Origin of the sequence: Streptomyces sp. NPDC002574 (assembly GCF_042889545.1) — a bacterium.
GTDB lineage: Bacteria > Actinomycetota > Actinomycetes > Streptomycetales > Streptomycetaceae > Actinacidiphila.
Genome location: NZ_JBIARB010000028.1, coordinates 1 through 17,172 on the forward strand (window position 1 = coordinate 1; position 17,172 = coordinate 17,172).

The following is a 17,172-nucleotide window of genomic DNA, read 5'->3' on the forward strand; positions in this document are numbered from 1 at the left end:
CACCCCCCAGGTCATACCTACGACAGGGGGCAACAGTCATACCGGGCCCGGAGGCCAGCGGCCCCATTGCAGGACCGCGAAAAAGATAACGGGGCAACCCGCTGTGTGATGCCTGCCCAGAAGCAGATGGCGCTCTGGGGGCCGGGGGTGCACCTCGCGGGGCGCGGGTCGGTGGCGCCCGTCGACGGTTCCGAGCAGTAGAGCAGGCGGCCCCGTCCTGCGCCTTGACGGCGTGGGGCGGTCCTGAATGGCTAAGGGGCCGGGATGGGGGCCGTGGGGGCTGTAGCGGGGGGCCTTGGCTATCCGGTCGGTGCGCATGTAGAAGTCGGCGTCCGGACGGTCCATGCGGGCGAGGACGCACCAGGTTTCGGCGTGCTCGTCGTAGGCGATCTCTCCGGCGGTGCCGGCGCACCCAGGGAGCAGGTCGTCCTTGAACGGGGCCCCCCGTGGGCGCGGCGCTTCTCGGAGGGCTCGTCGCTGGTGATGACGATGCGGTCGCCGGGCCTGTAGTCGAGGCCGCGCTGCCTGATGGCCCGGTCGTGGACGGCACGGAGGATGCCGAGTTCGCGCCGGGCCTGGTCGACGCTGGCGCCCAGCGCTTCCATGCCGTCGAAGATCTGGTCCAGCTTGCTCATGTGGTGTGCCCGTTCGGTGTGAAGGGGGGTGGGGGGCACCCGTTCAGCTCAGCCAGAGTGCGCCATTGGGCGGCCACATCAATGCTGGCTTGAGCTGCCGTTGGCGGCTTTAAATCCTCCGGCTGGAGCGCTAGGAGCCCCTGTGCCCAAAGACATCCGCGTCCTTGCGAAGGACGTCACGAAAGCGAATCACCATTTCATTCCACACACGGATTTCAGCGGCCAGGCAGCCCTGACAATCGTTTATACCGGGATCATCCGGCTGGACTGGAACGTTGGAGACAAACTGGCCGGAGCAACGGTGACCTCCTTCGTGCCGTTCCGAAATGGGTCGGTACTGGACCTCGGGGCCTTCGCTTGGGAGGGGGTAGCCACGGCCTCCTTGTCTGGCTGGCACCTGTACCCGGAGAGTGACGCCCTACAAACGCTGGACACGGCGCAACTCGACGAGGCCTCTCAGCCGAAAATGAATACGACCGGGAAAACCCCGACGACGCTTGTACTGCGATTGGACCTCGGCGGTGTGCACGCTCGCACCCTCGCCATTCCGTACCAGGCAACCATCACACTTAAGGCCCATGAGTCCCCATCCCAGGGGACAGCAACCCAGCAGTTGCAAGACGTTATTAATGGCAAACACACGGCGTTTCCGCAGGACAACGAGCCGGAAGGTCCCTGACCGGGTGGCGATTCACCGAAAGCTGTTGCTCGTGTTGGTGCGGCACCAGTGGCGTCCGCAGCCGATCGGGTCGCGGTTGAGGTAGATGGTCAGGGAGCCGTAAGGCTCAGGGCTGAGAGGCATCCCGAGGGCTTCCTCCAGCTCCCGGATGCGGAGCGGGGAGGACCGGTCGTGGATGTCGCAGCGCCGGGCGATGCGGCGCAGGAGCGCGGTGTACACCGTCAGCGGGCGGGAGCGTTGGCGAGGTCGAGCAGCACCGCGGCGTGGCAGAGGCCGGGCTGTCCCGGCTCGGGGAGCGGGCAGGTGCAGGCGAGGTCTTGCCCGCGGAGGAGGTGGAGGTCGTCGAGGATGCGGCGCCGGTCGAAGGCTTGGTGAGCAACGTGACGGGGAAGCACCACCGAGGGCCGCGACCCTGGGGACGCGGCCCTCGGCTCGGGTGCGGGGGCGCTCAGCGGCGCGGGCGCCCGGGAGGGGTCACAATGCCCAGCTCATTGCTCCCCCGCCGTACGTCACGGCGGCGGTTGTGCCGTCGGCGCGGACTCCGGTGATCCGGAAGTACGTCGTCTTGCCGAAGGTCATCTGCACGTAAGCCTTGTAAAGGGGGCCCTTGGGGCGCGTGATCGTTTGGTGTCGCTCGTAAGCCTGGGTGGACGGGTTCCACTGGTCCAGGCGGTATTCGGTGATGCCGGCGCAGAGACTCGCGTCGTCACAGGTCCACTGCACGTATGCGAGATCGCCCACCTTGCCGGGGTCGACGATGGTGAGCGGCCCGGGGGTCTCGCCTCGGGCTTCGTCGGGCCTGTTGTCGGGTTCGGTGACAGTGATGGTGGCGCCAGTGGCCCAGGGGACGTGGTTGGTCCACTCGTCCATCGCCGCGACGAAGAAGGTCACCGTTTCGCCGTCCAGGGGTCCTGCGCACAGCAGTGCGTTCGGCACATCCCTTTCGGGTTCCAGGCGTCCGGCGTCGTGGCAGCCGCTGCCGTCGTAGTGGGTGCTGCCGTCGGGCCACTGGACAATGCGGCCGGCGACGTAGGTCAGGCCGCTCTCGGCCGGGGGGTTGTCCCAGCTCAGCACGAAGCCGTCCGCGCGTTGTGTCGCGGTCAGACCGGTGAGCGGCGGCGGGGGAACGTTGTCCGGGGTCACCGTGACCGGCCGTGACATCGGGGACACGTTGCCCGCGGCATCGGTGACGCCCGCGGCATAGGTGTATGTGGTGCCGTCGAACGCCGGCAGTTTGTCCACGTATGTGCCGCCCGACATCGGCAACGACTGCTCCGGAAGTGTCCCGATGGTTTCCGGGTGGTCGCCAAGTGTGGCGCCGGTGGATCGGTAGATGGTGACGGTGCCGCCGTAGCCCATCTCCGTCCGTGTCGCCCCGTCCAAGTCGATCCTCAGTGAGGTGGGCGTGTTGTCCATGTGGGACACCGCGATGACGGGCGCCGTCGGGACGACGGTGTCGGTCGGGGTCACCGTCAGCACGGGTGTGCTCTCCGAGAGGTTCCCGGCGCGGTCGGTGACGCGGACCATGTAATTGATCGGCCTGCCGTCACGGGGCAGTCCGGTGTTCGTCCAGGTCGTCTTGTCCGTCACGACCCTGGGAGCGCCCCAGTCACCCGAAGCGGTCTGCCGGTAGACCCAGTAGTAGGACCGGTCCATCTCCTTGCTGGGCGCCCAGGTGAGGGTGGCGGAGTCGGCGCTCTTGTTGTAGACGACCTTCGCCCCGGTGAGCGCGAGGGGGGCGACGTGGTCCACAGACGCTGATGTCAGGGGCGCGTAGGCGAACTTGACGGCCGCGGAGCCGGTCCAGTTGACGTAGTCGACACGCAGGGTGTGCGTGCCCTTGGGAATCGTCAGGTTGACCGTCTTGGAGACGGTGGAGGTCCCGTTCTTCCACAGGTCGACCTTGCGCACACCGTCGAGGTAGACGCGGATGCCGTCCTGGCCGGACGCGGAGAACGCGAAAGGACCCCCAGAGCCGAAGTCGCGGGTGATCTGCCAGCGCACGCCGAAGTTGTCCTTGCCGGCGCCGGACACGGCGGGCGCGTTCCCGCCCCAGTTCTCGCTGATCGCGGTGTCGGTGTCGGTGTACTTCGGGGTACCGGTGAGGCTGGTGTTGGCGAAGTACTGACGCAAGTACGCCGGGTTGCCGGCGACCGAGACGTCGGCCGTTCCCGCCGAGACGTTGCCCGACCTGTCGACCGCACGGACCTCGTACAGGTGGGTGGTCGTACCGACGGTGGTGTCAGTGAAGCCCGTACTGGTGACCGTGGCAATGGGGTTGCCGAAGGAGGCCTGGTCGGGCGTGCGGCGGTAGACGCGGTAACCGGCCACGTCCATCTCCTTGTTCGCCGACCAGCGCAGGACATTCCGCTTCGTGCCCGCGTCCCGGGCGATCGACAGCCCGGTCGGCGTGAGCGGCGCGACCCGGTCCACGGTGGCCCCGTTGCGCGGGGTGTAGGCGAACCTGACGGCGGCCGAGCCGGTCCAGTTGACGTAGTCGACGCGCAGGGTGTGCGTGCCCTTGGGTATGACCAGGTTGACCGTCTTGGAGACCGTGGAGGTGCCGTTCTTCCACAGGTCGACCTTGCGTGCTCCGTCGAGGTAGACGCGGATGCCGTCCTGGCCGGACGCGGAGAACGCGAAGGGACCGCCCGAGCCGAAGTCGCGCTTCACGCTCCACCGGACACCGAAGTTGTCCTTACCGACACCGGAGGCCCCGGGCGCGTTGCCGCCCCAGTTCTCGTTGATCGAGGTGTCGCAGTCCGTGCGCCTCGCCGCACCCGAGAAGCCGGTGTTAGCGAAGAACTGCCGGGTGTAGGTGTTCGTCGCGCACGACGTCGCCGCTGCCGCCTGCGAGGTGGCCACCGCGACGAGACCGCCTGTCAGCGCGACCACCACCGCGGTCCCGGCCGCCAACCGGGATCTACCGACACTGCTCACTGAGTCCCCTTTTGGACACAAGACCGCCCCACAGGCAGTCGTACGGGATATGTGATCAACGAGAGCCGCCCGAGGTTGTACGACCAGGGGATCTTCTTTCGCTTTCGACAACGGGGCGACAGGCAACTGCCTCACTGGCTGGTTGCGTCTTTGGGAGTGGTGCCTGGACGACGGCACACCCGATCCAGACGTCCTTCCTGCGCTCGTCCTCGGCCTCTGTCTGGACAAGCCCGGGGAGCGGCCTGATTACAACGGTCTGAAAACGATCTCCCGGCTCCGGGAGCGGGGTGACAAGCCCGGCTACCTCGCGCACGACCGCGCCTACAACAACTCGGGTCCCGCCGACTGGCAGCTGCCTGTGAGGGCCCTGGGCTACAAGCCGGTGTACGACTACCGCGTCGGCCACCTCGGGATCCAAGGCGGAGCTGAAGGGCAATCCTTGTGGAAGGCACCTGGAACTGCCTCTCGATGCCGCGAGCCCTCACCGACGCCACCAGCGACCTGGCCGCCGGACGCATCACCCGCGAGACGTGGACTTCACACATTGCTGCCCGCAAGCCCTACCGGCTCATGCCCAAGGAACGGCAAGACGCTGAGGGGCACCAGCGGATGATGTGCCCCGTCGAGGCCGGCAAGGTCCAGTGCCCTCTCAAACCGCGCTCACTCGGCCGCGGCATCCAGCTCCCGCTCGTCGACCCCCAGGTCAGCCCCACCGGCATCGTCAAGGTCTGCCGCCAGCGAGCCATCACGCTCGCGCCAGAAGAAGGGGCCAAGCACTGGCAGGCCCTGGACTACGGCGATGAACATTGGCAGAAGATCTACTTCCGCCTCCGCAACAGCGTCGAAGGCTTCAACGGCTTCGTCAAGAGCCCGCTCGCCGAGGTCATCGAGTCCTCACGGTCCCGGCCCCTCCGCGGCATCGCCGCCCAGACCATCCTTCTTGTGTTCCAGATCGCGCACGCCAACAGACGCAAGACCACAAGATGACTGGACAGCCTGGCGCTCAGCGGGGAACGACCCGTCAGGCGCACCAACCGCAGGCGCAAGACCAAGCCCCTGGGCACCTGGACCTCGATCGGCCATCTGACGTCCGCTATCCGAGTGAGACGCATCACATACAGGACGCATCCTTCGTGAAGGAGCCCCCTCGCCGGCCACTGACGGCCGACGAGGGGGCTCCGACGCGTGAGGGACACAACGATCAGCGAAGCCGACCTGCAGATCCCTTGATCAACGCGAGAAACGGGCCCCAGCAGCGACTTTCGTCACTACCGGAAGCCCGTTTCGTCGGTACTTCTCTGTGCGCGAGGGGGGAGTTGAACCCCCACGCCCTTTCGGGCACTGGAACCTGAATCCAGCGCGTCTGCCTATTCCGCCACCCGCGCATGGGTGCTGCCGTTAGATTCTGTCACACTCTGCGGGGCTTCCCGTTCGGTGCGTCAGCGCCTTCCGACATCCAGAACACTAGCACGCTGTTCAGGGTGGATTCACATCCGTTTCCGGGCCCCCCACGGGGCGGGAACCGTCCGCTGTTGCGGGACACTGGCTTGAGGCGCCTCTACCATCCCTGTGGGGAAGCGGCAGCGGCCCCTGTGAGCGTTGCCACCGGTCCCGCGGGGCCGATCGGGGAACCACCGGTTTTCCTGGTGCGTGGATACGATCAGTAAGCAGTACCGGAAGGATCGAAGGGGAAGGATCGCGGCGTGAGCCCGCGACAACCGCAGGGCCTTGAGGAAGGAGGTGCATCGTGGGAGTACTCAAGAAGTTCGAGCAGCGTCTCGAGGGCTTCGTGAACGGCACCTTCGCCAAGGTGTTCAAGTCCGAGGTCCAGCCCGTGGAGATCGCGGGCGCGCTGCAGCGCGAGTGCGACAACAACGCCACCATCTGGAACCGGGACCGCACGGTGGTCCCCAACGACTTCATCGTCGAGCTCAGCACCTCGGACTACGAGCGGCTGAGCCCGTACGCCATCCAGCTCGGCGACGAGCTGGCCGGCATGGTGCGCGACTACGCCAAGCAGCAGCGCTACACGTTCATGGGCCAGATCAAGGTCCATCTGGAGAAGGCCGACGACCTCGACACCGGTCTGTACCGGGTCCGCAGTCGCACGCTGGCCTCCAGCGAGTCGCAGCAGCAGCAGTTCCAGCAGGCCCCCGCACAGGACCGGAACGCGCCCCAGGGCCGCGGTGGCTACGGCTACCCCCCGCAGGCCCCGCAGCGCCCCGCAGGGGCGCCCCCGATGCCCGCCGCTCCGCCGCCCGGCGCGGCCGCCCCCGTGACCCGGCTCCCGGGCACCGGTACGGCCCCCGGTCCCGGTGCCGGCGTGAACGTACGCCGCTGGATCGAGATCAACGGCAGCCGCCACCAGATCTCCCGGCCCACGCTCGTCCTCGGGCGCAGCACCGAGGCCGACGTGCGGGTCGACGACCCCGGTGTGTCCCGCCGGCACTGCGAGATCAGGGTCGGGACGCCCTCGACGGTCGTGGACCTCGGGTCCACGAACGGCATCGTGGTGGACGGGCAGCACACCCAGCGCGCTACGCTCCGCGACGGTTCACGGATCGTCGTGGGCAGTACCACCATCGTGTACCGGCAAGCCGAAGGGTGAAGCGGGGGCAATGTCAGAGCTGACCCTGACGGTCATGCGGTTGGGTTTCCTCGCCGTGTTGTGGCTGTTCGTCATCGTGGCCGTGCAGGTCATCCGGAGCGACCTGTTCGGAACCCGGGTGACGCAACGCGCCGCCGGGCGCCGCGGCGACCAGACGCGACCACCGCAGCAGCGGCAACAGCAGCCACAGGCGGCGGCCCAGCGGCAGCAGCCGCAGAACAACCGGGCCCGTCGCGGGGCACCGACCAAGCTCGTGGTCGCCGAGGGCTCGCTGGCGGGAACCACCGTCGCGCTCCAGGGCCAGACCATCACGCTCGGCCGGGCCCACGACTCCACGATCGTGCTCGACGACGACTACGCGTCCAGCCGGCATGCCAGGATCTACCCGGACCGGGACGGCAACTGGATCGTCGAGGACCTGGGATCCACCAACGGGACCTACTTGGAACGGAACCGGCTGACCACGCCGACTCCGATTCCGCTCGGTGCCCCGATCCGCATCGGCAAGACCGTCATCGAGCTGCGGAAGTAGTCGCACAATGGGCGAGCACAGCCAGCGAGCGCGAGCGAGAGGGTGGGCAGCGTGCGGATGTACCCGGAGCCGACGGGCGAGGTGCGCATGACTCTGTCGCTGCGCTTCGCCGCCGGCTCGCACAAGGGAATGATCCGGGAGGGCAACGAGGACTCCGGCTACGCCGGCCCGCGGCTGCTCGCCATTGCCGACGGCATGGGCGGCCAGGCCGCCGGTGAGGTCGCCTCGTCCGAGGTGATCTCCACCCTCGTCACGCTCGACGACGACGTCCCCGGCTCGGACATCCTCACCTCGCTCGCCACCGCCGTGCAGCGGGCCAACGACCAGCTGCGCGTCATGGTCGAGGAGGACCCCCAGCTGGAGGGCATGGGCACCACGCTCACCGCCCTGCTCTGGACCGGCCAGCGGCTCGGTCTGGTGCACGTCGGCGACTCGCGCGCGTACCTGCTGCGCGACGGCGTGCTCACCCAGATCACCCAGGACCACACCTGGGTGCAGCGGCTGGTGGACGAGGGCCGGATCACCGAGGAGGAGGCCGGCACGCACCCGCAGCGCTCGCTGCTGATGCGCGCGCTCGACGGCCGCGGCCAGGTCGAGCCCGACCTGTCCATCCGCGAGGTCCGGGCAGGCGACCGGTACCTGATCTGCTCGGACGGTCTGTCCGGCGTCGTCAGCCACCAGACGCTCGAGGACACCCTCGCCGGGTACCAGGCGCCCGCCGAGACCGTGCAGGAGCTGATCCAGCTCGCCCTGCGCGGCGGCGGCCCCGACAACATCACCTGCATCGTCGCCGACGTCCTGGACATCGACGACGGGGACACCCTGGCCGTGCAGCTGCACGACACCCCGGTCGTCGTGGGCGCCGTCGCCGACAGCCGGCACCACATCCCGGTGACCGACCCGCGCCACCTGCAGACCCCGGCCGGCCGCGCCTCCGAGCTCGGCCGCCCGCCGGCCCCGGAGGGCTCCTTCGGCCCGCCCGGCAGCGCCGACCCCGCGGGCGGCGCGCCCATGGGCAGCTTCGGCGCCTTCGAGGGCGAGGAACTCGACAAGCCGGTGAAGTCGCGCCGGTGGCTCAAGCGGTCCCTCGTGCTGCTGGTCGCGCTCGGCGTCGTCGGCGGTGGCCTGTACGGCGCGTACCGTTGGACGCAGACGCAGTACTACGTCGGGGTCAAGGGCGACCACGCGGCGATCTACCAGGGCATCGAGCAGAAGCTGGCCTGGGTCAACCTGTCGAAGGTCCACGAGGACCGCCCTGGCATCGAACTCAAGTACCTACCGCAGAACCAGCGGAAGTACGTGACGGCCACCATCGCCGCCGGCGACCTGGTCGACGCCCGCAAGACCGCCGACGAGCTGGAGCACCAGGCCAAGGTCTGCCAGACCAAGGAGTCCCTGGACAAGGCCCGCGCCGACGCGGCCGACAAGGCCAGGAAGAACCAGCAGAAGGGCGCGGGCACCGCCTCCGGCAAGGCCACGGGCAACCCCTCGGGCTCCCCGACCTCCGGCGGCACCGCGACACCGCCCCCCAGCAGCCCTTCCCCGGGCACGACCACCAGTCCGTCGACCAGCCCCACCCTCACCGCCGAGGACCAGGCGCTGGCCGAGCAGTGCCCCACGGGCAGCTAGCAGTCTGCAGGAGGGCCGTCAGTCCAGCATGAGCGTTGTCACGAACACCACGACCATCACATCCGTCGGCGCGCCGAGCCGTCGCAACACAGAGCTCGCGCTTCTCGCCTTCGCGGTGCTGATCCCGGTCTTCGCGTACGCGAACGTGGGCCTGGCGAAGAACGGCTCGCTGCCCGCGGGCATGCTCGCCTACGGGCTCGGCCTGGGCGCGATCGCCGTCGTCGCGCACCTTGTGGTGCGCAAGTTCGCGCCGTACGCCGACCCCCTGATGCTGCCGATCGCCACGCTGCTCAACGGTCTGGGCCTGGTCTTCATCTGGCGCCTGGACCAGGAGCCGTCGCTGCCCGGCGGGTCCTCCGCCCCCACGCAGCTGATGTGGTCGACGCTGGGGGTCGCGTTCTTCCTGGGCGTGCTGATCTTCCTCAAGGACCACCGCATCCTGCAGCGATACACCTACATCTCGATGGTGGTCGCGCTCGTCCTGCTGGTCCTCCCCGTCTTCTTCCCGGCCGTCTACGGCGCCCGGATCTGGATCACCATCGGCGGCATGTCCATCCAGCCCGGCGAGTTCGTGAAGATCATCATCGCGGTGTTCTTCGCCGGCTACCTGATGGTCAAGCGGGACGCGCTCGCGCTCGCCAGCCGCCGCTTCATGGGCATGTACCTGCCGCGCGGTCGCGACCTCGGCCCGATCCTGGTGATCTGGGCCCTCAGCATCCTGATCCTGGTCTTCGAGACCGACCTGGGCACCTCGCTGCTCTTCTTCGGCCTCTTCGTGATCATGCTGTACGTCGCCACCGAGCGCACCAGCTGGATCGTGTTCGGTCTGCTGCTGTCCGTGGGCGGCGCCGTGGTGGTCGCCAGCTTCGAGCCGCACGTCCACAGCCGGGTGCAGGACTGGCTCAACCCGTTCCGCACCCTCGAGGCGGGCCTCGGCCCCAGCCAGCCCGCCCAGGCCATGTGGGCCTTCGGCTCCGGCGGCCTGTTCGGCTCCGGTCTCGGCCAGGGGTACTCACGCCTCATCGGCTTCGCGGCCAAGAGCGACTACATCTTCGCCACCGTCGGCGAGGAACTGGGCCTGGCGGGCCTCATGGCGATACTCCTGCTCTACGCACTCCTGGTGGAGCGCGGCGCCCGCACCGCCCTCGCCGCCCGCGACCCCTTCGGCAAGCTGCTGGCGATCGGCCTGTCCGGCGCCTTCGCGCTCCAGGTGTTCGTCGTGGCCGGCGGTGTCACCGGGCTCATCCCGCTGACCGGTATGACCATGCCGTTCCTGGCCCAGGGTGGTTCCTCCGTGATCGCCAACTGGGCGCTGGTGGCGATCCTGCTCAGAATCAGCGACACCGCGCGCCGCCCGGCGCCGACCCCCGCCTCGTCCCCCGATGCCGAGCCGACCCAGGTGGTGCGCGTCCAGTGAACAAGCCCCTGCGACGAGTGGCCATCTTCTGCGGACTGCTCGTACTCGCCCTCCTGATCAGGGTGAACTACGTCCAGTTCGTGAAGGCCGACGAACTCAGGACCGACACCAACAACCGCCGGGTGGCGATCAACCAGTACGCCACCCCGCGCGGCGACATACTCGTCGACGGCAAGGCCGTGACCGGCCACGCCGAGACCAACGGCAGCGACTTCCAGTACAAGGCGACCTTCAAGGACGGCCCCCTGTGGGCGCCGGTCACCGGCTACGCGTCCCAGGCCTACGGTTCCACCCAGCTGGAGTCGATCTACGACTCGATCCTCACCGGCGACGACGACCGGCTCTTCTTCAAGCGCACCGTCGACATCCTGTCCGGCAAGCAGAAGCAGGGCGGCGACGTCGTCACGACGCTGAACGCCAAGGCCCAGAAGGCCGCCTTCGAGGGCCTGGGCAAGAAGAAGGGCGCGGTCGCCGCGATCGACCCGCGGACCGGCGCGATCCTGGCGCTGGCCAGCACGCCGTCGTACGACCCTTCCTCCTTCGCCGGCAACTCGAAGAAGGACGAGAAGGCCTGGTCCTCGCTGCTGAAGGCGAACAACCCGGACGAGCCGACGCTGAACCGGGCACTGCGCCAGACCTACCCCCCGGGCTCGACCTTCAAGGTGGTCACGGCCGCTGCGGCGTTGGAGAACGGGCTGTACAGCAACATCGACGACCCGACGGACTCGCCGGTGCCTTACACGCTGCCCAACACCCAGACGGAGCTGAAGAACGAGGGGCCCATCCCCTGCAAGAACGCCACGCTCCGGGTGGCCCTGCAGTACTCCTGCAACACGGTCTTCGGCAAGATCGGCGCCGACCTCGGCCGCGACAAGATGCTCGACGAGACCCAGAAGTTCGGCTTCAACCAGGAGCTCTTCATCCCGGTCCGCACCGCGGCGAGCAACTTCTCCAAGACGATGGACAAGCCGCAGACGGCGCTGTCCTCCATCGGCCAGTTCGAGACCGCCGCCACCCCGCTGCAGATGGCGATGGTGGCCTCCGCGATCGCCAACGACGGCACGCTGATGACGCCCTACATGGTGAGCGAGCTGCGGGCTCCGAGCAACGCCGTGGTCGAGCACACCAAGCCGAAGGAGTTCTCCCAGCCGCTGAGCCCGGAGAACGCCCAGAAACTCCAGCAGATGATGGAGACCGTCGTCAGCGACGGAACCGGCAAGAACGCACAGATCTCCGGCGTCACCGTGGGTGGCAAGACCGGTACCGCTCAGCACGGCGTCGACAACAGTGAGAGCCCCTACGCGTGGTTCATCTCATACGCCAAGACGGACTCCGGTTCGCCGGTGGCGGTCGCCGTCGTCGTCGAGGACGCGAGCGCGAACCGCGGCGACATCTCCGGTGGAGGTTTCGCGGCCCCGATCGCCAAGAGCGTCATGGAGGCCGTGCTGAACAAGTGATGCCGGTCACGCCGTATCTCTGAATGTGCACCAAAACGCACGTCGCGATACCGGTCGTATATCGGCTACCGGCCAGGGCCGGGATCGGTACGCGGCGGCGGGTACGGTATGCCCGAGCAGCCACACGGACGGTTTAGGAAGGGCAAGCGCTATGGAAGAGCCGCGTCGCCTCGGCGGCCGGTACGAGCTGGGCTCGGTGCTCGGCCGCGGTGGCATGGCCGAGGTGTACATCGCCCATGACACCCGGCTCGGCCGCACCGTCGCCGTGAAGACGCTCCGGGTGGATCTCGCCCGCGACCCGTCCTTCCAAGCCCGGTTCCGCCGTGAGGCCCAATCGGCCGCCTCGCTGAACCACCCGTCGATCGTCGCGGTGTACGACACCGGCGAGGACTACGTCGACGGGGTCTCGATCCCGTACATCGTCATGGAGTACGTGGACGGATCCACCCTGCGTGAGCTGCTGCACTCCGGCCGCAAACTGCTGCCCGAGCGCTCGCTCGAGATGACGGTGGGCATCCTGCAGGCGCTGGAGTACAGCCACCGCTCCGGCATCGTGCACCGCGACATCAAGCCCGCGAACGTCATGCTGACGCGCCAGGGCCAGGTCAAGGTCATGGACTTCGGCATCGCCCGCGCCATGGGCGACTCCGGCATGACGATGACGCAGACCGCGGCCGTCATCGGCACCGCGCAGTACCTCTCGCCGGAGCAGGCCAAGGGCGAGACCGTCGACGCGCGCTCCGACCTGTACTCCGCCGGCTGCCTGCTGTACGAGCTGCTGACCGTGCGGCCGCCCTTCGTGGGCGACTCCCCGGTCGCGGTGGCGTACCAGCACGTCCGGGAGGAGCCGCAACCCCCGAGCGTCTACGACCCCGAGGTCAGCCCCGAGATGGACGCCATCGTCCTCAAGGCGCTCACCAAGGACCCGGACTACCGCTACCAGTCCGCCGACGAGATGCGCGCCGACATCGAGGCCTGCCTCGACGGCCAGCCCGTCGGCGCCACGGTCGCCCTCGGCGCCGTGGGCTACGGCGGCGGTTACGGCGGGTACGGGCACGACGCCGCCACCACGGCCATGCCCCCTCAGCACGACGCGGGCACCTCGATGCTGCCGCCCATGCGCGACGACGACGGCGGCTTCGGCTACGACCAGCAGCAGCCCGGCGGCGGTGGCCGGCGCAAGCCCAAGAAGAGCAACACCTCGACCATCCTGCTCGTCGTCGCGGCCGTCCTGGTCCTCATCGGCGCGATCTTCATGGGCAAGGCGCTCTTCTCCGGGAACGGCAGCGGGGGCGACACGGTCGCCGTTCCGGCGTTCGTCGGCGTGACCAAGGCCGAGGCCGAGACCAAGGCGAAGAACGCGAACCTCACGATCGCCTTCGGCGAGACCGTCTTCTGCGACGACCAGCCCAAGGGCAAGGTCTGCAAGCAGTCGGACGAGCCCAACACGGAGATCCCCAAGGACCAGACGGTCACCTTGAACCTCTCCAAGGGCGCCGAGAAGATCGACGTCCCCGACGTCACCGGGGACAAGTACGAGGACGCCCAGCAGGAGCTCAAGCAAGCGGGCTTCGAGGTCGACAAGCAGTCCCAGACCTCCGACAAGGAGGAGGGAACGGTCCTCAAGCAGGACCCGAACGGCGGCGAGCAGCGCGCCAAGGGCGCGACGATCACGCTGACCGTGGCGGTGGCTCCCGAAGAGGTCACGATCAAGGACGTGAGCAACAAGTCCAAGGACGAGGCCACCCAGACCCTCGAGGCGGACGGTCTCAAGGTCAACCCCGTCGAGGAGGAGTCCGCCGACCACGCCGCGGGCACGGTCATCAGGACGGATCCGGGGGCCGGAAGCACGGTGAAGGCAGGCGACACGGTCACCCTGGTCATCGCGAAGCCGCCGTCCACCTCGAACATGCCCGATCTGAAGGGGCAGACGGTGGCCGCCGCGAAGGCTGCGGCTGCGGAACTGCAGATGCAGTTCGGGTTCCTGCCCAACAGCCCTTCGCAGGACGACAACGCCATCGTGCAGTTCCAGAATCCTCAGGCGGGCACCCCGGTGAAGCCCGGTGACACCTTGACGGTCTACGCCACGGACCCGAATGGCGGGAACGGCGGCGGAGGCTTCTTCAACGGAGGCAACGGCGGCTGACGCTCGCCAGAGACGCAGACGAAGGGGCCCCGGACATCGTGTCCGGGGCCCCTTCGTCGTTCCGCGCGGCGCGTGGGATCAGCCGCCGAGCTCCGCCGGGGGCGTCCGCTTCGCGTTGACCTTCTGGGTGCGGACGAGTTCGGCCCAGACGATGTAGCGGTAGCGGGAGGTGTAGACGGGGGTGCAGGTCGTGAGCGTGATGTAGCGACCGGCCTTCGTCCTGCCGCTCTCACGGGGGATCTGGTCGATCACCTCGACGTTGTACTTCGAGGTCTGGGGGAGGACGGCGAAGACCTTGTAGACGAACCAGGTGTCGCGGTCCTCGAAGACGACCGGGTCGCCCTTCTTGATCTTGTCGATGTTGTGGAACTTGGCACCGTGGCCGTCGCGGTGGGCGGCGAGCGTGAAGTTGCCCTGCTTGTCCCAGGGCATCGCCGACTTCACGGGGTCGGTGTAGTAGCCGGCGACGCCCTCGTTGAGGACGTCCGTGCCGGTGCCCTTGCGGACCAGGACCTCGAAGCCCTTGCCCATGGCGGGGACATGGAGGAAGCCGATGCCGTTCTTGGTGTCGAGCTTGCCCGGCTGCTCGACGGCCCACTGGCGGCGGACGGCGTCACCGTCGTGCTGGGCCTGGCGGTCGGCCAGGACGTTGGTCCACCACAGGGAGTAGACGACGAAGAGACCGAGCACCAGGCCGGCGGTGATCAGGAGTTCACCGATCAGGCTGACGACGGCGGCGACGCCGCCGCGGGTGCGCCGCGGGTAGGGCGCGGTTTCCCGGTGGTGGTCCTGCTGGGTGGTCGTCACCGCTGCCCCGATCTGTGCGTACGTACCCGGCCTACTCGACCAACGCGTCCGGCTTGCCCTTGTCACGCGGCCGTTCCTCGACCATCTTGCCCCAGACGATCAACCGGTACTTGCTCGTGAACTCCGGTGTGCAGGTGGTCAAGGTGATGTACCGGCCCGGCTTGGTGAAGCCGGATCCGTCGGGGACCGGCTTGATGACGGAGGTGTTGGACGGCGGGGTCGAGGCGAGCATGCTCGTGACCTCGTACGTGTAGTACGTCGACTCCGTCTCGACGACGACCTTGTCCCCGTCCACCAGCTTGTTGATGTAGCGGAACGGTTCGCCGTGGGTGTTGCGGTGGGCGGCGAGCGCGAAGTTGCCCTGCTTGTCCCAGGGCATCGCCGTCTCCAACTGGCCGTCGTAGTGCCCGATCATGCCCTTGTCGAGCACCTTGTGCTTGTCGGTGCCCTCGGCGATGGGGGCCTTCACGTCCAGCTTGGGGATGTACATGATCGCGAAGCCCTGGCCGGGTGAGAACGCTCCGGGGTCGCGGGGCGTCGCCTTCTCGCCCTCCCACTGCTTCTGGAGGTTGTTGGCGGCCCCGCCGGCCTGCTGGTGGGCGAGGACGTTGGTCCACCACAACTGGTAGGTGACGAACAGCAGCATCAGCACGCCGAAGGTGATGAAGACCTCGCCGACGACGCGGCTGGCGATCACCCCGGGGCTGTCCTTGGCCGCGCGGGCGGCACGCCGCGCCTCCAGACGGGAGCGGGGGGCCGAGGCCATTGCCGGAGTGGACGCGTCCGGGGCCGTGAGCGCCCCTGTGGCGTCCTGGGCCGCCGGGTTGGCACCGGAACGCCTGCGGCCTCTCCCGCCGCGGCGTGCGGCCTCCTGGGCGGCCTTGCGACGGGCGGCGCGCCCGCCGACCGCGGGGACGCCGTCGTCCTCGCGCTCGGGGCGCGGCGGTTCGGGTCTCTCCTCCGGCCCGTCCCCGGTGCCGGGACCGGTGACCGTCTCCGTGGAGCGGCGCGGGAGGATGCCGGGGTCGTCCACGACGGGCATCGCCATCGTGTCGCCCGGGGCGCCGGCCGCCCTGCGCCGGGCGGTGGCCCGCTCCTCCTCGGTGGGCCGGCGGCGTACGACGCGGGGGCCTTCGGGCGCCTGCGGCGCCGGGTCCTCCCACGGCGGGACGGAGACCGGGGCGGACGGAGTCGGGGCTGCCGGGGTCGGGGTCGGGGTCGGGGCCTGTGCCGGGGCCGCCGGCTCGTACTCGGACGGCTGCGCGTGCCGCGGGGCCGGGGGCGTGTACTGACCCGGCGTGAACGCAGGGGTCTCCTCCGCTGTCCGTCGCGGCTCCCGGGCAGGCGGCTCCTGCTCCTGGTCCGGGGACTCCCCGGACCGGTCCGCATGCCGCGAGGCGCTCGGCAGCGGGTCGTTGAGCGGGTCGGCCAACTGCTCCACCGCGGCGGCGAATTCGGCGGTGTCACCGAAGTGCCGATGCGCGGTCACGCAATCACGCCCTGGTTCCGACCACAGGCGCGAGGCCCGCGGAACGCTCGACGGCGCCCTGGTCGCCGCACTCGACCAGCCAGTTGGCGAGCATTCGGTGTCCCCATTCGGTGAGAACCGACTCCGGGTGGAACTGGACGCCCTCCACCCGGGCGGTGCGGTGCCGCAGGCCCATCACGATGCCGTTCTCCGTCCAGGAGGTGACGTCCAACTCCTCGGGCAGGGTGTCACGTTCGACCGCCAGGGAGTGGTACCGGGTGGCGGTGAAAGGCGACGGCAGCCCGGCGAAGACGCCGCGCCCCTCGTGGAACACCGGGGAGGTCTTGCCGTGCAGCAGCTCGGGGGCCCGGTCCACGACGCCGCCGTAGGCGACCGCCATGGACTGCAGGCCGAGGCACACACCGAAGACCGGGACATCGGTGGCCGCGCAGTGCCGCACCATGTCGACGCAGATCCCGGCCTCCTCGGGGGTGCCGGGCCCCGGCGAGAGCAGGACGCCGTCGAAGCCGTCCTGCGCGTGGGCGAGGGCGACCTGGTCGTTGCGGAGCACCTCGCACTCGGCACCCAGCTGGTAGAGGTACTGGACCAGGTTGAAGACGAAGCTGTCGTAGTTGTCGACGACGAGGATGCGGGCGCTCACCTGACGGCCGCCATCCCCTGGTCGACGGTCACGTCGTTGAAGGGGAGCAGTGGCTCCGCCCAAGGGAAGATGTACTGGAAGAGGACGTACACAACGGCGAGGACGAGGACGAGCGAGATCGCCGCCTTCACCCACGCGTTGCCCGGCAGGTGCCTCCAGATGAAGCCGTACATGCGCTGCCTTCCTGCTCCCT

At 68.7% G+C, this 17,172-nt stretch carries 16 protein-coding genes and 1 tRNA gene; 9 read left to right on the plus strand and 8 right to left on the minus strand.

Going from position 1 to position 17,172, the window contains the following annotated elements; translation table 11 throughout:
- Positions 1 to 446: 446 nt before the first annotated feature.
- Both ACFYXS_RS39025 and ACFYXS_RS39030 read left to right on the plus strand, forming a co-directional pair.
- Complete coding sequence (locus ACFYXS_RS39025; protein ID WP_389256561.1) at positions 447 to 728, plus strand: hypothetical protein; 282 nt, start codon at positions 447 to 449, stop codon at positions 726 to 728.
- 49 nt (positions 729 to 777) lie between these two features.
- Entirely contained in the window at positions 778 to 1,314 is a 537-nt protein-coding gene (locus ACFYXS_RS39030; RefSeq protein WP_389256562.1) for a hypothetical protein, read from the plus strand.
- Positions 1,315 to 1,326: 12 nt separating this feature from the next.
- Here the strand turns inward: ACFYXS_RS39030 and ACFYXS_RS39035 are convergent, their stop codons facing one another.
- The 3 genes from ACFYXS_RS39035 to ACFYXS_RS39045 form a co-directional block, all read right to left on the minus strand.
- Entirely contained in the window at positions 1,327 to 1,533 is a 207-nt protein-coding gene (locus ACFYXS_RS39035; protein ID WP_389256563.1) for a hypothetical protein, read from the minus strand.
- 2 nt (positions 1,534 to 1,535) lie between these two features.
- A complete protein-coding gene (locus ACFYXS_RS39040; protein WP_389256564.1) occupies positions 1,536 to 1,712 on the minus strand; it encodes a DUF4326 domain-containing protein in 177 nt (58 codons plus the stop codon).
- A gap of 76 nt (positions 1,713 to 1,788) precedes the next feature.
- Positions 1,789 to 4,254: a PA14 domain-containing protein gene (locus ACFYXS_RS39045; RefSeq protein WP_389256565.1), complete on the minus strand. Its 2,466-nt coding sequence runs from the start codon at positions 4,252 to 4,254 to the stop codon at positions 1,789 to 1,791.
- Between the two features lie 441 nt (positions 4,255 to 4,695).
- On the opposite strand from ACFYXS_RS39045, the gene ACFYXS_RS39050 reads away from it, so the two are divergent.
- The gene (locus ACFYXS_RS39050) at positions 4,696 to 5,241 is read left to right on the plus strand and encodes a hypothetical protein (protein WP_389256566.1); all 546 of its coding nucleotides are present in this window, start codon (positions 4,696 to 4,698) and stop codon (positions 5,239 to 5,241) included.
- A gap of 314 nt (positions 5,242 to 5,555) precedes the next feature.
- Here the strand turns inward: ACFYXS_RS39050 and ACFYXS_RS39055 are convergent.
- Positions 5,556 to 5,639 (minus strand) — tRNA-Leu (locus ACFYXS_RS39055).
- 362 nt (positions 5,640 to 6,001) lie between these two features.
- On the opposite strand from ACFYXS_RS39055, the gene ACFYXS_RS39060 reads away from it, so the two are divergent.
- The 6 genes from ACFYXS_RS39060 to pknB all read left to right on the plus strand — a co-directional run bounded on the left by ACFYXS_RS39060 (position 6,002) and on the right by pknB (position 14,043).
- Positions 6,002 to 6,862 (plus strand): FhaA domain-containing protein, encoded by an 861-nt coding sequence (locus ACFYXS_RS39060; protein WP_389256567.1) that lies wholly within the window; start codon positions 6,002 to 6,004, stop codon positions 6,860 to 6,862.
- A gap of 10 nt (positions 6,863 to 6,872) precedes the next feature.
- Positions 6,873 to 7,394 carry an FHA domain-containing protein gene (locus ACFYXS_RS39065; RefSeq protein ID WP_319663319.1) on the plus strand — a complete coding sequence of 174 codons (522 nt, stop codon included), beginning with the start codon at positions 6,873 to 6,875 and terminating at the stop codon, positions 7,392 to 7,394.
- Positions 7,395 to 7,451: 57 nt separating this feature from the next.
- A complete protein-coding gene (locus ACFYXS_RS39070; protein ID WP_389256591.1) occupies positions 7,452 to 9,023 on the plus strand; it encodes a PP2C family protein-serine/threonine phosphatase in 1,572 nt (523 codons plus the stop codon).
- 28 nt (positions 9,024 to 9,051) lie between these two features.
- Positions 9,052 to 10,440, plus strand: coding sequence for an FtsW/RodA/SpoVE family cell cycle protein (locus ACFYXS_RS39075; protein ID WP_389256568.1), 1,389 nt, complete (start codon positions 9,052 to 9,054; stop codon positions 10,438 to 10,440).
- Positions 10,437 to 11,897: a peptidoglycan D,D-transpeptidase FtsI family protein gene (locus tag ACFYXS_RS39080; protein WP_389256569.1), complete on the plus strand. Its 1,461-nt coding sequence runs from the start codon at positions 10,437 to 10,439 to the stop codon at positions 11,895 to 11,897. The genes ACFYXS_RS39075 and ACFYXS_RS39080 overlap by 4 nt, the downstream gene beginning before the upstream one ends.
- Positions 11,898 to 12,048: 151 nt before the next feature.
- Positions 12,049 to 14,043, plus strand: coding sequence for a Stk1 family PASTA domain-containing Ser/Thr kinase (gene pknB, locus ACFYXS_RS39085; protein WP_389256570.1), 1,995 nt, complete (start codon positions 12,049 to 12,051; stop codon positions 14,041 to 14,043).
- Between the two features lie 78 nt (positions 14,044 to 14,121).
- On the opposite strand, the gene ACFYXS_RS39090 is transcribed toward pknB, so the two are convergent.
- The 4 genes from ACFYXS_RS39090 to ACFYXS_RS39105 are packed head-to-tail and all read right to left on the minus strand — an operon-like array spanning position 14,122 to position 17,152.
- On the minus strand, positions 14,122 to 14,850 hold the full coding sequence (locus ACFYXS_RS39090) for a class E sortase (RefSeq protein ID WP_389256571.1): 729 nt from the start codon (positions 14,848 to 14,850) through the stop codon (positions 14,122 to 14,124).
- A 31-nt stretch (positions 14,851 to 14,881) separates the two neighbouring features.
- Positions 14,882 to 16,339, minus strand: coding sequence for a class E sortase (locus ACFYXS_RS39095; protein WP_389256572.1), 1,458 nt, complete (start codon positions 16,337 to 16,339; stop codon positions 14,882 to 14,884).
- Positions 16,340 to 16,343: 4 nt separating this feature from the next.
- Complete coding sequence (locus ACFYXS_RS39100; RefSeq protein ID WP_389256573.1) at positions 16,344 to 16,979, minus strand: aminodeoxychorismate/anthranilate synthase component II; 636 nt, start codon at positions 16,977 to 16,979, stop codon at positions 16,344 to 16,346.
- Complete coding sequence (locus ACFYXS_RS39105; protein ID WP_389256574.1) at positions 16,976 to 17,152, minus strand: hypothetical protein; 177 nt, start codon at positions 17,150 to 17,152, stop codon at positions 16,976 to 16,978. Before ACFYXS_RS39105 ends, ACFYXS_RS39100 begins: the two co-directional genes overlap by 4 nt.
- Between the last annotated feature and the right edge of the window lie 20 nt (positions 17,153 to 17,172).

Coding starts and splice junctions, on each gene's coding strand:
- pknB (WP_389256570.1), top strand. CDS start 12,049: ATGGAAGAGCCGCGTCGCCTCGGCGGCCGGTACGAGCTGGGCTCGGTG.
- ACFYXS_RS39105 (WP_389256574.1), bottom strand. CDS start 17,152: ATGTACGGCTTCATCTGGAGGCACCTGCCGGGCAACGCGTGGGTGAAG.
- ACFYXS_RS39065 (WP_319663319.1), top strand. CDS start 6,873: ATGTCAGAGCTGACCCTGACGGTCATGCGGTTGGGTTTCCTCGCCGTG.
- ACFYXS_RS39075 (WP_389256568.1), top strand. CDS start 9,052: ATGAGCGTTGTCACGAACACCACGACCATCACATCCGTCGGCGCGCCG.
- ACFYXS_RS39070 (WP_389256591.1), top strand. CDS start 7,452: ATGTACCCGGAGCCGACGGGCGAGGTGCGCATGACTCTGTCGCTGCGC.